This is a genomic window from Leisingera sp., assembly GCF_034669605.1.
Taxonomy (GTDB): domain Bacteria; phylum Pseudomonadota; class Alphaproteobacteria; order Rhodobacterales; family Rhodobacteraceae; genus Leisingera.
Genome location: NZ_JAXMOX010000023.1, coordinates 1 through 15945, shown reverse-complemented (window position 1 = coordinate 15945; position 15945 = coordinate 1). Strand labels below are relative to the sequence as shown.

Here is a 15945-nt window from a genome sequence, read left to right as displayed (position 1 = left end):
AATGTCTCTCCTGGCGGGCTGTCAGGCGCGCACCGGGGCGGGTTCGGGGGCTTTCAGCCAGTGATTCACCGCCAGCCCCAGCACCAGCGCCCAGAACGGCGCGCCGATTCCAAAGAAGCTGATGCCGGACACTGTGATCATGAAGGTGATCAGTGCCGCCTCGCGGCCCTTGGCGTCCGACAGTGCGGCAGACAGGCTGTTGCCGATGGTTGAGAGCAGCGCAAGTCCCGCGACGGCGGCCACCAGCGCCTTGGGTGCGATCAGGAACAGGCTGATGACGGTTGCGCCGCCCAAGCCGACCAGAATGTAGACCGCGCCGGTCATGACGCCGGCGAGATAGCGGGTGTCCGGGTTCTCATCCGCCTCCGGTCCTGCGCAGATCGCGGCGGTAATGGCGGCAAGATTGAAGGCAAAGCCGCCGAACGGGGCGAGGATCAGCGAGGCCAGGCCGGTTACAGTCAGGCTGGCGGAAACCGGTGCCTGATAGCCGCAGGCCTTCAGGGCCACCACACCAGGCATGTTCTGCGAGGACATTGTGACGATATACAGCGGCAGCCCGACCCCGATCAGCACGGGCAGCGAGAAGGCAGGCATCACAAACACCGGGCGCGCCAGCGTCAGGTCCAACACCTCAAGGCTGCCAAAGGCGCCGGAGCCTGCGCAGCAGGCCACCCCCGCCGCCAGCACCGCGGGGATACAGTAGCGCGGGAACAGTTTGCGGCCCAACAGGAAGCTGAGGCCCATCACCGCCACCAGCGGGGTGTCCGTTTGCAAAGCGGTGAAGGCAGAGAGCCCGAACTGGAACAGGATACCGGCGAGCAAGGCGCTGGCCAGTGTGTCGGGGATCAGCCGCGACAGGGCGGAAAACCAGCCGGTAAGGCCGGTAAGGGTCAGGAGCGCGCCGCAGAGCAGGAAGGCGCCGATTGCTTCGGCAATGGGCACACCATTCAAACTGACGGCCAGCAGCGCCGCGCCGGGAGTGGACCAGGCGGTCAGGATCGGCATCCGGTACATCACCGACAGGATCAGGCAGGTTACGCCCATGCCCAGTCCAAGCACCAGCATCCAGCTGTTGGCCTGGGCCTGGGTGGCGCCGGCCGCTTCGATCGCTTGAAAGATGATAGCGACCGATCCGGTGTAGCCCACCAGCACGGCCACTGCGCCGGAGACAAGATGCGAAAGTTTCAGCTCCTTGAGCATGCGGGTTTTCCTTTGATGCCGGATCGGCTAGGGATATTGTGCGTTATAGCGCACAATACACACCGTGCGTTATAACGCACAAGTGTTTTTTGAGCGGCGGAACTTATGAGCGATGAAACCATCACCCTGAACCTGCGGGACATCCGTGCGGCGGCTGGGCTTAGCCTCAGCAAGGCAGCGGAGGCGACCGGCGTCAGCAAGGCAATGCTGGGGCAGATCGAGCGCGGCGAATCAAGCCCGACGATTGCCACCCTGTGGAAGATCGCCAAGGGCTTTCACCTGCCGCTGACCGCGCTGATCGGCGAGGCAACGCGGCCCGTGGGCCAGGCTGAGGGTGTTTATGAGACGGTGCAGTTCCCCGGCAGCATCGCGGTCAAGATGGTGTTTCCCTTTGATCCGCTGCTAGGGGCTGAGACCTTTCAGGTGACGCTGCAACCGGGGCAATGCCACCAGTCCCAGCCCCATGATGCCGGTGTCACCGAGGAGGTCTTTGTGCTGCAGGGTCAGATGGAAGTGCTGCGCAGCGGCAGCTGGACCCCGCTGGACAGCGGTCAGGGGCTGCGCTTCGCCGCCGATCAACCGCATGGCTACCGCAGCGGCGGCAGCGGCGCGGTGTTCCTCAACATGCATCACTACCGTCAGGCGGTTCTGCCGCAGCCGGGGTGACATCCTTCACTTGTGCATCGCCGGCGTGCGGCCTACCAAGTGACCGTGACATTGAATTGAAGCCGTTTCCCGGAAAGGTCTTGTATGGATACGCTGCGCGGAAGCCTGTTGATGGCGCTGGCCATGGCTGCCTTTGCCCTGGAAGACATGTTCATCAAATCCGCAGCCCGCAGCCTGCCGGTGGGGCAGATCCTGATCCTCTTCGGCCTGGGCGGCATGGCGGTCTTTGCCGCGATGGCGCGTGCGCAAGGACATGCCCCGTGGCATCCGGGATTCAGCACGCGCCCGATGCTGCTGCGCTCTGTTGCGGAGGTGGCAGGGCGGCTGTGCTATACGCTGGCGATTGCGCTGACGCCTTTGTCCTCGGCCTCGGCCATTCTGCAGGCAACGCCGCTGGTGGCGGCGGCGGGCGCGGTGGTGTTCTTTGGCGAGACGGTAGGCTGGCGGCGCTGGCTGGCGATCGGGCTGGGGTTCGTGGGCGTGCTGCTGATTCTGCGTCCGGGCCTGAGCGGGTTTGAACCTGCCTCGCTGTTTGCCGTTGCCGGAACGCTGGGGTTTGCGGGCCGGGATCTGGCTACCCGCGCGGCGCCCAAGGACATGAGCAACAACCAGCTGGGCTTCCTCGGTTTTGCCATGCTGGCGTTTGCCGGTGTGATCGCGCTGGGCTGGACCGGCGGGGCGGTTTGGCCCGCGCCGCGCAACTGGTTGCAGATCACGGCGGCCACGGCGACCGGCGTCATTGCCTATAACGCGCTGTCCGGTGCGATGCGGGCGGGGGAAATCGCGGTGATTGCGCCGTTCCGGTACACCAGGCTGATCTTTGCCATGGTGCTGGGGGTGCTGGTATTCGGCGAGCGGCCCGATGCGCTGACCCTGATCGGCAGCGCAGTGATTGTCGGCAGTGGTGTTTTCACGCTGCTGCGCAGCCGGAAGCGGTGAAGCGCGCCTTGCGCCCGCCGCCGCGCCGCCTTACATCTGCCTCCCATGGCCAAGAAGAAGCAGACATCCGATCCGAATTACAAAGTGATCGCCGAGAGCCGGCGGGCACGGTTCGATTACGCGATCGAAGACGATATCGAATGCGGCATCATGCTGGAGGGGTCCGAAGTCAAGGCGCTGCGCGGCGGCGGTACCAACATCGCAGACAGCTATGCTGCGGTGGAGAACGGCGAACTGTGGTTGGTGAATGCCTATATCCCGCCTTATGAACAGGCCAAGGTCTTTAAGCATGAAGAGCGCCGCCGCCGCAAGCTGCTGGTGTCGCGCAAGGAGCTGTCGGATCTGTGGAACGCCACCCAGCGCAAGGGGATGACCCTGGTGCCGCTGGTTCTGTATTTCAATCACAAGGGCCGGGCCAAGATAAAGCTGGGCATCGCCAAGGGTAAGAAAAACCACGACAAACGGGCGAGCGAGGCTAAGCGCGACTGGTCCCGCCAGAAGCAGCGGCTTCTGAAGGACGCGCGCTGACCAGGGGAGGGCGCTGCCCACTTGGCCGGGCGGCCGATTCACCCTGAGTATGTCCACCAGAAAGAAGCCGGGATCATGCGCCTGCCGGCTGGCACCATAGCCTGAAGCGGCGCTGCGGGCATTCTGCCTGTCACGCCCGCCGTGCCCCTCGATACGGGAAACATGACCTGTCACGTCCTCGCCGGGATTGATCTTGACGGGCGCTGCGATTGTGCTGCCGGTCTCAGGTCAGGATCCCACTGTGCAGCAGTTGCACCAGCTAGGGGGTGCCTGTGAGGTACTGAGCGATGTTGCCTTTCCCGAGCAGCCGCCTGTGCGAAGCGGAAACAGGGCCGGTATAGACAATCCGAAGGGTTTCGACCTCCAGCAGCGGTTGCAGCGTTCCGGCGGGCAGGCCGACTGCCCCCCAGACCGAGAGGTGCTCAGACTGTGTCAGCCGGGTCAGCGGGGTAAACTCGGACACGCGGACAGAATCAAGGCTGAGCCGCTTCAACTGCGGCAGACGGGCGAGCGGTGCAAGGTCAGGCGCTGTGATGTTCACCAAGGCCAGCTTTTCAAGCTTTGGCAGCGCAGCGAGAGCCGACAGGCCGACACGGTACTTGAACGGCAGCCCGGCCATCAGGGTAAGATCGGCCTGCTCAGTGAACTGGTTTGGTTTCCGCAGGTCCGGCGTGTGGTTTCCAATCCGGACCTTTGCCGTCAAGTCGTTGCTGCCAATGCATGTTTTTCCGATCTCCACGCATTCTGCGAGCAAGGTGCCGGGGCTGAATATGCCCGCTGCAATCAGAAAGGCGGTAAGGAAACTGCGGAAAGCGGGCATACAATGGGCCTTTGCAATGAAATGCTGAAACTTGGGCCTATGCCGTTAACGTTCCATTAACGGCTCGCAAGAATTTTGGAACCGCAGGCAGAGGGCGCCGCGGCCTTGCGCCGCTGTGCCGCCAGATGTACCCATAGCGCATGCGCAGAAAGGGAGACGCTTTGATGCAGGATGATCCAAAGACACTGGTTTCCACCGACTGGCTGGCCGCCCATCTGAAGGATCCGGATCTGCGGGTGCTGGACGCTTCCTGGTACTTGCCGCAGGAAGACCGCGATCCCAAGGCGGAATTTGACGCGGCCCATATCCCCGGCGCGCGCTTTTTCGATATCGATGATGTTTCCGACCACCGCTCGGACCTGCCGCATATGGTGCCGCCGGTTGAAAAATTCATGTCCCGCCTGCGGGCGATGGGCGTGGGCGACGGCCACCAAGTGGTGGTCTATGACGGAGCGGGCCTGTTTTCCGCCGCCCGCGTCTGGTGGCTGTTCCGCCTGATGGGGCAGGCCAATGTTGCGGTGCTGGATGGCGGTTTCCCGAAATGGCAGGCCGAAGGCCGCCCGGTTGAGGACCTGCCGCCGGTGATCCGCGACCGCCATATGACCGTGCGGGTGCAAAACCACATGGTGCGCGATTTGACACAGGTGTCTTCCGCGGCCAAGCTGGGCGACCATGAAATCATCGACGCCCGCGCCGCCGCGCGGTTCCGCGGCGAGGTGCCGGAACCGCGCGAAGGCCTGCGGGCGGGTCACATCCCTGGTTCGAAAAACGTGCCCTTCGGCCGCCTGCTGAATGCGGATGGCACCATGAAGGATGCAGAGAGGCTGCGCGCCGAATTTGCCGCAGCCGGTGCCGATTTGAACAAACCTGTGATTACCACCTGCGGTTCGGGTGTCACCGCCGCCGTCCTCAGCCTTGCATTGGAGCGCATCGGCAAGACCGATCATGCGGTCTATGATGGCTCGTGGGCGGAATGGGGTGCCTTCCCGACCCTTCCCGTTGCTACCGGAGAGAACTGATGTTCGAGACCCTGAAACCCCAGCCCGCCGACAAGATTCTGGCGCTGATGCAGATGTACCGCGACGACCCGCGCGCGGACAAGATCGATCTTGGCGTCGGCGTCTACAAGAACGCCGAGGGCGTCACCCCGGTGATGCGCGCGATCAAGGCGGCCGAGCACAAGCTGTGGGAAGAGCAGACCACCAAGGCCTATGTCGGTCTGGCCGGCGATCCGGCTTATGGCGACGCGATGGTCAATCTGATCCTGGGCGATGCGGTAGCGCGTGAAAATATCGCGGCGGCTGCGACCCCCGGGGGCACCGGGGCTGTGCGCCAGGCGTTTGAACTGATCACTATGGCCAATCCCAAGGCCCGGGTGTTCGTTTCAGACCCGACCTGGCCGAACCATGTGTCGATCCTGAACTATGTCGGCATTGAGGCCGTCACCTACCGTTATTTCGACCGCGACACCCGCGGTGTGAACTTTGACGGCATGATGGAAGACTTGAAGGGCGCTCAGAAGGGCGACGTGGTGCTGCTGCACGGCTGCTGCCATAACCCGACCGGCGCCAATCTGAACGAGCCCCAGTGGAAAGAGGTCATCGCGCTTTTGAACGCGCGCGGCCTGATTCCGATGATCGACATCGCGTATCAGGGCTTTGGCGACGGTTTGGAGGAAGATGCCAGGGGCGTGCGCCTGGTGGCCGCGGGCTGCCCCGAGGTGCTGATCGCGGCCAGCTGCTCCAAGAATTTCGGCATCTACCGCGAGCGCACCGGCCTGTTGATGGCGGTGTCGAATGACGCGGGGGCGCAGGCACTGAATCAGGGCACCCTGGCGTTCCTGAACCGGCAGAACTACTCCTTTCCGCCGGACCACGGTGCGCGTCTGGTGACGATGATCCTGAACGACGAGGCCCTGCGCGCCGACTGGGCGGCAGAGCTGGAAGAGGTGCGCCTCGGCATGCTGGACCTGCGCCAAAGCCTTGCAGATGATCTGCAGCGGCTGACCGGCTCGGACCGGTTCGGCTTCATCGCCCAGCACCGCGGCATGTTCTCGCTCCTGGGTACGACGCCGGATCTGGTCGAGAAGATGCGGCTGGACAACGGCATCTACATGGTCGGTGACAGCCGCCTGAATATCGCCGGCCTGAATGCGCAGACCGTTCCGGTGCTGGCCAAGGCAATCGTCGACGCCGGCGTCTGAGGCCGCCGCCAGAACATCCCGAAACGCGCTCCTTTCAGGGGCGCGTTTTTCTTTTGCGGGCTGCAAATGCACAGACGGCGCCCCATGAAAGCGCCGTCCTTTTGTTTCAATGCCGTGCAAGGAGTCAGCTGGGTGAGAACTCCGGATAGGCCTCCATGCCCAGTTCTGCCATGTCCAGCCCGTTGACCTCATTCTCTTCCTCCACCCGGATGCCGCTGGTGGCCCGCAGGATGATCCACACTGCGGCCGAGGCGGCGATGGTGAAGATCCCCACTACGGCAATCCCGGTCAGCTGTTTCAGCAGTGTCGCGTCGGGGTTCGACAGCACGACCGCAACAGTGCCCCAGATACCGCAGAACAGATGCACCGGAATGGCGCCCACCACGTCGTCGATCTGCAGCTTGTCCAGGAACGGCACCGCAAAGACCACGATCACCCCGCCGATGGCGCCGATCAGAGTGGATAGGCCCAGGCCCGGAGTCAGCGGCTCGGCGGTGATCGCCACCAGGCCCGCCAGCGCACCGTTCAGGATCATCGTCAGGTCCGGCTTGCGGAACAGGAGCTGGGTCAGAACCAATGCGGCCACCGCGCCGCCCGCTGCAGCGGCATTGGTATTGGCGAAGATCCGGCTGATGTCAGCTACATCGCCAATCGAACCCATCGCCAGCTGCGAGCCGCCGTTGAAGCCGAACCAGCCCATCCACAGGATGAAGGTCCCAAGCGTTGCCAGCGCCAGGTTGGAGCCGGGCATCGGAATGGTCTTGCCGTCCTTGTACTTGCCAATGCGCGGCCCCAGGATCAGCGCCCCGGTCAGCGCGGCCCAGCCGCCCACCGAATGCACCACGGTCGAGCCCGCGAAATCCAGGAAGCCCATCTGCTCCAGGAAACCGTCGCCCCATTTCCAGCTTGCCTGGAATGGGTAGATCACCGACGTCAGCACGATGGTAAAGATCAGGAAGGGCCACAGCTTGATGCGTTCTGCCAAAGTGCCCGAAACGATCGAGGCAGTGGCGGCACAGAACATCAGCTGAAAGAAGAAATCCGAGCCGGTCGTGGCATAGGAATAGTCGTCGGCACCTTCCGCGGTGATCCCGACCGCCTCCAGCACGCCGGGGCCAAAGACACCGGACAGCACGCCGTCGACCGCCCAGTTGCCCAGCGGATACATCAGATTATAGCCAATCAGCCAGTAGAACACGGCGGCCAGGGAAAACAGCGCCATGTTCTTGGTCAGCTGCATGGTTACGTTCTTGGAGCGCACCAGGCCGGCCTCCAGCATGGCAAAGCCGGCAGCCATCCAGAACACCAGGCAGCCGCCGATCAGAAACAGCAGCGAGTTCAGGATGAACACGGTATCGGTCGCGGGGTTCACGCCGGGGGCGGGGCCGTCCTGGGCCAGCGCCAGTCCCGGCAGCGCGGCCAGTGCCAGGGCCGCGAGGGGGAGTTTGAGGTTCTTCATAGGTCTTTCCTCCATGCCGGGCGCCTTACAGCGCCTCGAGGTTGGTTTCGCCGGTGCGGACCCGCACGGCCTGTTCCACATCCAGAACAAAAATCTTGCCGTCGCCGATCCTGCCCTCCCCAAGTTTTCCGGTGCGGGCGGTCTCGGAAATCGCGCTGATGGCCTGGTCGGCCTGATCGGCGGGCACCACCAGTTCCAACTTCAGCTTGGGGACGAAATTCACTTCGTATTCGGCGCCGCGGTAGATTTCCGTGTGGCCCGCCTGGGCGCCAAAGCCCTTGATTTCCGTGACCATCAGCCCGCTCACGCCAAGACCGGTCAGCGCCTCGCGGACCTCGTCCAGCTTGAAGGGCTTGATGGCGGCTATGATCATCTTCATCTCTGCATCCCTTGGTTTCCGCGCTGCTCCGGCCCTGTGCCGATGCATTGTGCACCTGCAGCAAAACCGCCGTCGCGAGCGGTGCAAAGCCCAAAGCCAGCAAGTTTCCGCGTGTCTTTCTGCGTGCGCACAATAATTTTGCGCCTTTGACCGGCTTCGCTTAAAAAACGGCCATCTGGCAAAGGGGGAAAGCCCGGGATTCTGCCCCTCTACAAACCGGGGCGCGCAGGGTATTGTCCCGGCAAACGGGCAATCCGGGCAGGACATGACGATGGCACAAGGATCCGGGCGCAAGCCTCTGGTGGCAGAAAAACGCTATTCCGCAGGCGGCAAGGGCAAGCCTTCCGCCGCGAAGAAGCCTGCGCGCAAAAAACCTGCACGCAAGGTTAAGCCCAAGAAGACCGGCCTGTTCGGCCTGTTCGCGCGTAAAAAGGCGCGGGCGAAACCGGCGCCGAAGAAACGCGGCTTCATCGGTCTCTTGCTGATGCCCTTTGTCTGGGCGTTCCGGCTGGTCTGGGGCTTTACCTGGCGGGTCGGCATGGTGGTCTGCCTGCTGGTCGGCCTGGCGGTGGCGCTGCAATATGCCAAGCTGCCCGAGGTTTCGGCCTATCTGGACGGGCGTGCGCGCGGGTCGGTCACCCTGCTGGACCGCAAAGGGGAGGTTTTTGCCTGGCGCGGCGACCAGTTCGGCGGGATCATCCGCGCTGATACGGTTTCGCCGCACCTGAAAAACGCGGTTGTCGCGACCGAGGACAAGCGGTTCTACCGCCACTTCGGCATTTCCCCGCGCGGCGTCGCCAGCGCCATCCGCATCAACCTGCGCGAAGGCCGCGGGCCGCTGTCGGGGCATGGCGGCTCTACCATAACCCAGCAGACCGCCAAGTTGCTGTGCCTGGGCCGGGTCTATGATCCTGCAGAATGGAAGAGCGAAAGCGCCTACGAGGCCGACTGCCGTAAGGGCTCCCTGTGGCGCAAGGGGACCGAGGCGATCTTTGCCCTGGCGATGGAAGCCAAATACACCAAGGACGAAATCCTCTCGATCTACATGAACCGCGCCTATATGGGCGGCGGTGCCTATGGCGCCGAAGCTGCGGCGCAGCGGTATTTCGGCAAATCGGCGAACCAGCTGAATCCGGCTGAGGGCGCAATGCTGGCGGGTTTGCTGACGGCCCCGTCGTCGCTGGCGCCGACCAATAACCTCAAGCGCTCGCAGGACCGCGCCGCCACCGTGTTGCGGCTGATGCAGGAACAGGGCTACCTGACCACAGCCGAGATGCAGCGGAACCAGAACGACCCGGCAGTGCTGAGCGAAGCCGCTGCCGCACGGGCAGGGGGGTATTTTGCCGATTGGGTGATGGACACCATCCCCGATTTCCTGGGCGATCAGACGACGGAGGATGTAGTGATCCGCTCGACCCTCGATCAGCGCCTGCAGGGGGCGGCTGAGGAAGCGCTGAAATACATCTTTGAGAACAAGGTCCGCCCGGGCTCCAAGGCGCAGGCCGCCATTGTGGTGATGAGCGCCGATGGCGCGGTGCGCGCGATGGTGGGCGGACGCAAGACGCGGGTGAACGGCGTTTTCAACCGTGCAACCCAGGCCAAACGGCAGACCGGATCGGCCTTCAAGCCTTTTGTCTATGCCACGGCCCTGGAACTGGGATATTCGCCCTACGACCGGGTGCTGGACGCAAAATACTGCATGAAAATTCCCGGATCCGGCCAATGGTGCCCGGAAAACTACACCCGCAAGTTCTATGGCGAGGTGACCCTGGCGCGGGCGCTGCGGGATTCACTCAACGTGCCGGCGGTCAAGATTTCCGAAGCAGTGGGCCGCGACAAGGTGAGCCGTGTGGCGCGCGATTTCGGAATCGACAGCGACCTCGCGGCCGGGCCTGCGCTGGCGCTGGGCGCCTCGGAAAGCAGCCTGCTGGAAATGACCGGTGCCTATGCCGGGATTCTCAATGGCGGCTCTTCGGTGACGCCCTACGGTGTGTCCGAGTTGAAACTGGTGAACGACAGCGACGCGCTGATGGGCGCCAGCGGCGGCATCGGCGAGCGGGTGATCCGCCCCGAAGCGGCGCAGCAGCTGGTCTGGATGATGGAGAAGGTGATTGCCGGCGGCACCGGCAGGCGGGCGCAGATCCCGGGCTGGCAGGCGGCAGGCAAGTCGGGAACGACATCTGCGGCCAAGGACGCCTGGTTCATCGGGTTTACCGCTGAGTATGTGGCGGGGGTGTGGATGGGCTATGACGACAACACGCCGCTTTCAGGTGTGACCGGCGGCGGCCTGCCGGCCGAGATCTGGCGCGAGACCATGGTGCGGGTACACGATGGCCTTACCGCCAAACCGCTGCCGATGCTGGAACCTGCGCCGATCGCCCCGCCGCCGCAGCAAACCCGCCGCGAGCGCCGCCGCCAGGGGCCGCAATTGGGCAAGGAACTGGGCCGCGCGGTGGACAACATCCTGCGCGACATTCTCGGCAACTGACCAGTCAGGAAAACGGGGGGCTCCCGCTTGTCTCATGGTCCCCATGGGCCCAACGGGAGCGCAGCATCCAGGACGCTGCGGCGACGGGCGGGAGCTTTTGCGGTACGCAGAAAATGCCGGACCGCCAGCCGCAAAGAAAAAGGCCCCCGCAGGGAGCCTGTTCCGGAATACGCTGAGGCGTGAGCTCAGCTCAGCCGCTTCAGCTCGGCAATCAGCGCATCGATGTCGCCTTTATTGCTGTCCAGGATGGCGCCGATCTCGGTGCGTTCGGTCAGCAGAAGATTCACGCCTTCGATAAACATGTTGAAGAACAGATCCCGGCCTGAGCGGTCCGACACCAGGAAGGTCACTTCAAACGGCGACTGGCCTTTGAGGTAGGCAATAGTGCTCACCTCATACCATTTCTTAACTTTTTTGACGCCTTTGACTTCCAGCTTGCCGCCGATGAATTCGCGGAAGCGCTTGCCGTATTTACGCGAGATATAGCCCTGGAATGCCTTGGAAAAGGCCTTTTTCTGGGACGAAGACGCCCGGCGCCCGTCCACACCCAGCGCGTAGGCCGCGATATAGGAGGTGTCGCTGTAGCGCTGGAAGATCCGCTCGAACTCGCGGAACATTGCGGTCTCGCCCTTGCCGGAATCGATCACCCGGTTGATATCGCCAACCAGACTGTTGATCAGCGTGCTGGCGCGGTTCTCGGTCAGCGCCCACAGGGCTTGCGGTGCGGCAGCCAGCATGGCGCCAGCGCCTATCAGAAATTTGCGGCGGTCCATTATCAGAATCCTTCAGTGTTCAGTTCGAACGGATCAATCTCCTGGATCTCCTTTCCATCCCCCAGCTGGAACCTGCGGTTCTGCAGATAGATCAGGCGCGATTGCGCGTAGCTGTCGGCGCTCTCGTAGAGAATCGAGTCGATCGTATCGGAATAATTGCCACGATCGCCCATGCGGCGCACGATCTCAGCGTAAATCGTTATATTGTCGGCAGTATTCTGCTCGGCGTAACCCAGCGGGTTGGTAAAGAAATCGACGGCGACCCCAACGGCATCGCGGCTGGTGGAGGGGCCCAGCAGGGGCAGTTCGACATAGGCGCCTTCGCCGACGCCCCAGGTGTGCAATGTCTGGCCGAAATCGGTGTCGACTGCCGGCACATTGAATTCGCTGGCCGGATCGGCAAGCCCGGCAAAGCCGACGGTGGAGTTGATCACAAACCGCGAAAATGCGTTGCCGGCCAGTTTCAGATTGCCCTGCAGCAGCGCATTGATCATCTGGCCTGGCATCGACAGGTTTTCGGCGAAATGCGAGAAACTGGTCACCATCGGTGCCGGCACAACAGCCACATAGCCTTTGGACGCGGGGCGGAAGGCCAGGCGGTCAACGCCGCGGTTAAAGGCATGAATCCCGCGGTTGGTCCGCTCATAGGGGTCAAAAACCTCGCCCGAAGCCCGTGCAACCGGATCCTGTGTTGCGCAGCCGGCCACGGCACCGGCCAAAATCAGCGCAGATACAAATTTCAGCGGTCGCAAAAGAAAAGGCATTCGGTTAAGTGTCCAATTGATGCTGGAACAGACGGCTGGGAGCGCAGATAAGGGTTCTTCAGCCTATTTCCAGTGCAATTACATTTATTCACCGGCTTGTGTCTGATCTGATACTGTCTCAGGCATGGCCGATGGCCCGGGAACTTCTATTGCAGACTGACCATGAATAAAAGCATTTATAAGAGCGGCTACGATGAGCTTCGTTCTGTGCGGCGGCAGAGCCGGGGGCTGTACTGGTTCACCGGGGTCTTCAGCTTTTTTGTGAACCTGCTGATGCTGACCGGGCCTCTGTATATGATGCAGGTCTATGACCGGGTGCTGGGCAGCCGGTCGGAGGCGACGCTGCTGGCGCTGTCCTTGCTGGTGGTGTTCCTCTACGGCATGATGGGGCTGCTGGACTACGCCCGCGGCCGGATCATGGCACGGGTCGGGGCGCGGCTGCAGGCGGCGCTGGACCACCGGGTGTTCGATGCGATGATCCGCCGCTCGGCGGTGGCGCCGGATCCGGCGGCGCAGACCGGGCTGCAGGATCTGGAAGCGGTGCAGCGGCTGATCTCCTCGCCGGTGCTGACCGCCGCCTTCGACCTGCCCTGGACCCCGGTGTTTCTGGCCGGCATCGCCCTGTTCCACCCCTGGCTGGGCCTGCTGGCGCTGGCGGGCGGCGCGGTGCTGGTGGGGATTGCCATCCTCAACCAGCTGTTCACCAGGGCGCCGCAGCAAAAGGCCGGCATGACCGGCCACAAGGCCAATCTGATGTCCGAGGAGATCCGCAACGAGGCTGAGATGATCCAGTCGATGGGCATGCGCGGCGCCTCGTTCCAGCGCTGGAAGCTGGCCCGCGATGCCGCCCTCGCGGACAGTGTGACGGCCAATGACACCGGCGGCGGCTTCACCACGCTGACGAAGACGCTGCGGCTGTTCCTGCAGTCGGCGATGCTGGGCCTGGGCGCCTATCTGGTGCTGCAGGGCGAGGTGACGCCGGGGGCGATGATTGCCGGGTCGATCCTGATGGGCCGGGCGCTGGCGCCGATCGAGCTGGGCCTGGGCCAATGGGCGATGGTGCAGCGGGCGCTGAAGGGCTGGCACAGCCTGGCCGAGCTGCTGAGCAAGGTGCCGGAGGAGGACGCGCGCACGGCGCTGCCGAAACCCAAGGCGCTGCTGGAGGTGCAGGGGATGGCGGTGGTGCCGCCGGGCAGCAAGACGCCGCTCCTGCGCAACGTCAGCTTCCGGGTGCAGCCGGGCCAGGCGATCGGGGTGATCGGGCCGTCGGGCTCGGGCAAATCGACCCTGGCGCGGGCGCTGACCGGGGTCTGGACGCCGGCGGCCGGCTCGGTGCGGCTGGACGGGGCGGCGCTGGATCAATACGCGCCGGATGTGCTGGGCGGCCACATCGGCTATCTGCCGCAGCGGGTGCAGGTGTTTGACGGCACCATTGCCCAGAACATCGCCCGGCTGCAGCAGCAGCCGGATGCCGAAAAAGTGGTGGAAGCGGCGCGCAAGGCCGCCGCCCATGAGATGATCCTGAAGCTGCCCGACGGCTATGACACCAAGGTCACCGCCACCGGCGGGCGGCTGTCGGGCGGCCAGTTGCAGCGGGTCGGGCTGGCCCGCGCGCTCTATGCCGATCCGGTGATCGTGATCCTCGACGAGCCGAACTCCAACCTCGACAACGAGGGCTCGATTGCCTTGAACCGGGCGATCAAGCAGATCAAGGCCGAGGGCCGCTCGGTGCTGATCATGGCGCACCGCCCGGCGGCGATCCAGGAATGCGACATGCTGCTGGTGATCGACAAGGGCACCCAGACCGCCTTCGGCCCCAAGGACAAGGTGCTGCAGGAAATGGTCGCCAACCATCAGACCATCCGCCAGGCCACTGGCACAGGAGGCGTGCGATGAACGGGCACAGCAACTGGCCGGCCCGGCGGCCGCTGATCATCGGCCTCCTGGCGCTGCTGGTGCTGGTCGGCGGCTTCGGCTCCTGGTCGGTGCTGTCGTCGATTTCCGGGGCGGTGGTGGCGACGGGCCGGATCGAGGTCGACCGCAACCGCCAGATCGTGCAGCATCTGGATGGCGGCATCGTTGCCGAGATCCTGGTCGAGGAGGGCGATACGGTGGCCGAAGGCGACACGCTGATCCGGCTGGATGCCAATGAGCTGACCTCGCAGCTGGTGATCACCGAGGGCCAGCTGTTCGAGCTGATGGCGCGCCGCGGCCGGCTGGAAGCCGAGCGCGACACCGCTGCCGCGATCCGCTTTGAGCCGGAACTGCTGGCGGCGGCGGAGCGTCTGCCGGATGTCAGCGATCTGGTGCAGGGCCAGCGCCGCCTGTTCGAGGCCCGCAACGACACCACCGCGCGCGAGATCGAGCAGCTGGAGAAGCGCCGCACCCAGATCCAGGAGCAGATCCGCGGCGTCAAGGCGCAGCAGACCTCGATGAATGTGCAGCTGGAGCTGATCGGCGAGGAGCTGGAGAACCAGCAGTCGCTCTTGGACCGCGGCCTGGCGCAGGCGGCGACGGTGCTGAACCTGCGCCGGACGCAGGCCGATCTGCAGGGGCGGCTGGGCGAGCTGGTGGCCTCGGAAGCGCAGTCCGAGGGGCGTATCACCGAGATCGACATCGAGATCCTGAAGCTGGCCACCAGCCGCCGCGAAGAGGCGATCAGCCGGTTGCGCGACCTGCGCTACCAGGAGCTGGAGCTGGCCGAAAACCGCCGCTCGCTGCAAGGGCGGCTGGCGCGGCTGGAGATCACCGCGCCGGTCTCCGGCATTGTCTACGGGCTGCAGGTGCAGACGCCGCGCTCGGTGATCCGGCCGGCCGATCCGGTTTTGTACCTGGTGCCGCAGGACCGGCCGCTGGTGATTGCGGCGCAGGTGGCGCCGACCGATATCGACCAGCTCTACACCGGCCAGCAGGTGACCCTGCGGTTCTCGGCGCTGGACCAGCGCTCGACGCCGGAGCTGTTCGGCCATGTCACCCAGGTCTCGGCGGATGCCTTCGAGGATCAGGGCAGCGGGGTTTCCTATTACCGGGCAAGGATCGAGCTCAATCCCGGCGAGCGCGGCCGCCTGCCTGCGGGCACGGTGCTGATTCCGGGGATGCCGGTGGAAAGCTACATCCGCACCGCCGACCGCTCGCCGCTGGCCTATCTGGTCAAGCCGCTGGCCGATTATTTCAACAAGGCCTTCCGCGAAAGCTGATCGAAGCCGGGAACCGGCCCGGTTTTCGGATCTGAGCATGCGATTTTTCCTGACCGTTTCCCTTACTGGGAAACGGTCTCTCCCGGCGGTGCCGCTGGGGTTGTGCCGGGGTGGCGTAAAGCCGCGCCAGCGCTGCGCATTTTCTCTTTCCGAATTCCGCCGCTCCGGGTAGCGTCCCGGCCAGCAAAGACTTGGAAGGAAACCGGCCATGAGCATTGAAGCAAAACTGAAAGAACTGGGCGTGACCCTGCCCGACGCACCGGCCCCGGTGGCCAACTATGTGCCTTATGTCGTCGCAGGCGACATGGTCTATATCTCGGGCCAGGTTTCCGCCGATGAAAACGGTGTGATCGCTGGCAAGCTGGGCCTTGATATGGACGTTGAGGCGGGCCAGGCCGCAGCAAGACGTTCGGCGATTGCGCTGTTGGCCCAGCTCAAAGCGGCCTGCGGCGGCGATCTGGACCGGCTTGTTCGCGTGGTCAAACTGGGCGCCTTTGTGAATTCGGCACCTGATTTCACCGGTCAGCCG

At 64.0% G+C, this 15945-nt stretch carries 15 protein-coding genes; 9 read left to right on the top strand and 6 right to left on the bottom strand.

From position 1 onward, the window contains the following. Window positions 1-21: 21 nt before the first annotated feature. Window positions 22-1200, bottom strand: a complete 1179-nt coding sequence (locus VOI29_RS04670; RefSeq protein ID WP_323776308.1) for a benzoate/H(+) symporter BenE family transporter — start codon at window positions 1198-1200, stop codon at window positions 22-24. Window positions 1201-1305: 105 nt separating this feature from the next. Here VOI29_RS04670 and VOI29_RS04665 point away from each other — a divergent pair, with 105 nt between their 5' ends. From VOI29_RS04665 to smpB, 3 genes are all read left to right on the top strand, one after another. Next, window positions 1306-1866 carry a helix-turn-helix domain-containing protein gene (locus VOI29_RS04665; protein ID WP_323776306.1) on the top strand — a complete coding sequence of 187 codons (561 nt, stop codon included), beginning with the start codon at window positions 1306-1308 and terminating at the stop codon, window positions 1864-1866. Between the two features lie 84 nt (window positions 1867-1950). Then, on the top strand, window positions 1951-2805 hold the full coding sequence (locus tag VOI29_RS04660; RefSeq protein WP_323776304.1) for a DMT family transporter: 855 nt from the start codon (window positions 1951-1953) through the stop codon (window positions 2803-2805). A gap of 45 nt (window positions 2806-2850) precedes the next feature. After that, a complete protein-coding gene (gene smpB / locus VOI29_RS04655) occupies window positions 2851-3333 on the top strand; it encodes an SsrA-binding protein SmpB (RefSeq protein WP_024091233.1) in 483 nt (160 codons plus the stop codon). A gap of 259 nt (window positions 3334-3592) precedes the next feature. Here smpB and VOI29_RS04650 read toward each other — a convergent pair whose 3' ends face one another. Continuing rightward, on the bottom strand, window positions 3593-4036 hold the full coding sequence (locus tag VOI29_RS04650; RefSeq protein ID WP_323776302.1) for a hypothetical protein: 444 nt from the start codon (window positions 4034-4036) through the stop codon (window positions 3593-3595). A gap of 281 nt (window positions 4037-4317) precedes the next feature. Here VOI29_RS04650 and sseA point away from each other — a divergent pair, with 281 nt between their 5' ends. Both sseA and VOI29_RS04640 read left to right on the top strand, forming a co-directional pair. Further along, window positions 4318-5172, top strand: coding sequence for a 3-mercaptopyruvate sulfurtransferase (sseA, locus tag VOI29_RS04645; protein ID WP_323776300.1), 855 nt, complete (start codon window positions 4318-4320; stop codon window positions 5170-5172). Continuing rightward, complete coding sequence (locus VOI29_RS04640) at window positions 5172-6356, top strand: amino acid aminotransferase (RefSeq protein WP_323776298.1); 1185 nt, start codon at window positions 5172-5174, stop codon at window positions 6354-6356. Before sseA ends, VOI29_RS04640 begins: the two co-directional genes overlap by 1 nt. Window positions 6357-6480: 124 nt before the next feature. Here the strand turns inward: VOI29_RS04640 and VOI29_RS04635 are convergent, their stop codons facing one another. Next, entirely contained in the window at window positions 6481-7815 is a 1335-nt protein-coding gene (locus VOI29_RS04635; protein ID WP_323776296.1) for an ammonium transporter, read from the bottom strand. A 25-nt stretch (window positions 7816-7840) separates the two neighbouring features. Next, entirely contained in the window at window positions 7841-8194 is a 354-nt protein-coding gene (locus VOI29_RS04630; protein ID WP_024091228.1) for a P-II family nitrogen regulator, read from the bottom strand. Window positions 8195-8465: 271 nt separating this feature from the next. On the opposite strand from VOI29_RS04630, the gene VOI29_RS04625 reads away from it, so the two are divergent. Then, complete coding sequence (locus VOI29_RS04625) at window positions 8466-10682, top strand: PBP1A family penicillin-binding protein (protein ID WP_323776293.1); 2217 nt, start codon at window positions 8466-8468, stop codon at window positions 10680-10682. A 185-nt stretch (window positions 10683-10867) separates the two neighbouring features. On the opposite strand, the gene VOI29_RS04620 is transcribed toward VOI29_RS04625, so the two are convergent. Both VOI29_RS04620 and VOI29_RS04615 read right to left on the bottom strand, forming a co-directional pair. Then, window positions 10868-11455 carry an ABC transporter substrate-binding protein gene (locus VOI29_RS04620; protein WP_323776291.1) on the bottom strand — a complete coding sequence of 196 codons (588 nt, stop codon included), beginning with the start codon at window positions 11453-11455 and terminating at the stop codon, window positions 10868-10870. A 2-nt stretch (window positions 11456-11457) separates the two neighbouring features. Further along, window positions 11458-12219: a VacJ family lipoprotein gene (locus VOI29_RS04615; RefSeq protein ID WP_323776289.1), complete on the bottom strand. Its 762-nt coding sequence runs from the start codon at window positions 12217-12219 to the stop codon at window positions 11458-11460. A 162-nt stretch (window positions 12220-12381) separates the two neighbouring features. Here VOI29_RS04615 and VOI29_RS04610 point away from each other — a divergent pair, with 162 nt between their 5' ends. The 3 genes from VOI29_RS04610 to VOI29_RS04600 all read left to right on the top strand — a co-directional run. Continuing rightward, entirely contained in the window at window positions 12382-14115 is a 1734-nt protein-coding gene (locus VOI29_RS04610; RefSeq protein ID WP_323776287.1) for a type I secretion system permease/ATPase, read from the top strand. Continuing rightward, entirely contained in the window at window positions 14112-15416 is a 1305-nt protein-coding gene (locus VOI29_RS04605; protein WP_323776285.1) for an HlyD family type I secretion periplasmic adaptor subunit, read from the top strand. The genes VOI29_RS04610 and VOI29_RS04605 overlap by 4 nt, the downstream gene beginning before the upstream one ends. Before the next feature lie 208 nt (window positions 15417-15624). Then, window positions 15625-15945 (top strand): RidA family protein (locus tag VOI29_RS04600; RefSeq protein ID WP_323776284.1); only part of this gene is annotated, 321 nt, incomplete at its 3' end.

Bases quoted from the DNA above. Each gene is read 5' to 3' on its own strand.
- VOI29_RS04670 (WP_323776308.1), bottom strand. From the start codon at position 1,200: ATGCTCAAGGAGCTGAAACTTTCGCATCTTGTCTCCGGCGCAGTGGCC.
- VOI29_RS04665 (WP_323776306.1), top strand. From the start codon at position 1,306: ATGAGCGATGAAACCATCACCCTGAACCTGCGGGACATCCGTGCGGCG.
- VOI29_RS04660 (WP_323776304.1), top strand. From the start codon at position 1,951: ATGGATACGCTGCGCGGAAGCCTGTTGATGGCGCTGGCCATGGCTGCC.
- smpB (WP_024091233.1), top strand. From the start codon at position 2,851: ATGGCCAAGAAGAAGCAGACATCCGATCCGAATTACAAAGTGATCGCC.
- sseA (WP_323776300.1), top strand. From the start codon at position 4,318: ATGCAGGATGATCCAAAGACACTGGTTTCCACCGACTGGCTGGCCGCC.
- VOI29_RS04640 (WP_323776298.1), top strand. From the start codon at position 5,172: ATGTTCGAGACCCTGAAACCCCAGCCCGCCGACAAGATTCTGGCGCTG.
- VOI29_RS04635 (WP_323776296.1), bottom strand. From the start codon at position 7,815: ATGAAGAACCTCAAACTCCCCCTCGCGGCCCTGGCACTGGCCGCGCTG.
- VOI29_RS04630 (WP_024091228.1), bottom strand. From the start codon at position 8,194: ATGAAGATGATCATAGCCGCCATCAAGCCCTTCAAGCTGGACGAGGTC.
- VOI29_RS04625 (WP_323776293.1), top strand. From the start codon at position 8,466: ATGGCACAAGGATCCGGGCGCAAGCCTCTGGTGGCAGAAAAACGCTAT.
- VOI29_RS04620 (WP_323776291.1), bottom strand. From the start codon at position 11,455: ATGGACCGCCGCAAATTTCTGATAGGCGCTGGCGCCATGCTGGCTGCC.
- VOI29_RS04615 (WP_323776289.1), bottom strand. From the start codon at position 12,219: ATGCCTTTTCTTTTGCGACCGCTGAAATTTGTATCTGCGCTGATTTTG.
- VOI29_RS04610 (WP_323776287.1), top strand. From the start codon at position 12,382: ATGAATAAAAGCATTTATAAGAGCGGCTACGATGAGCTTCGTTCTGTG.
- VOI29_RS04605 (WP_323776285.1), top strand. From the start codon at position 14,112: ATGAACGGGCACAGCAACTGGCCGGCCCGGCGGCCGCTGATCATCGGC.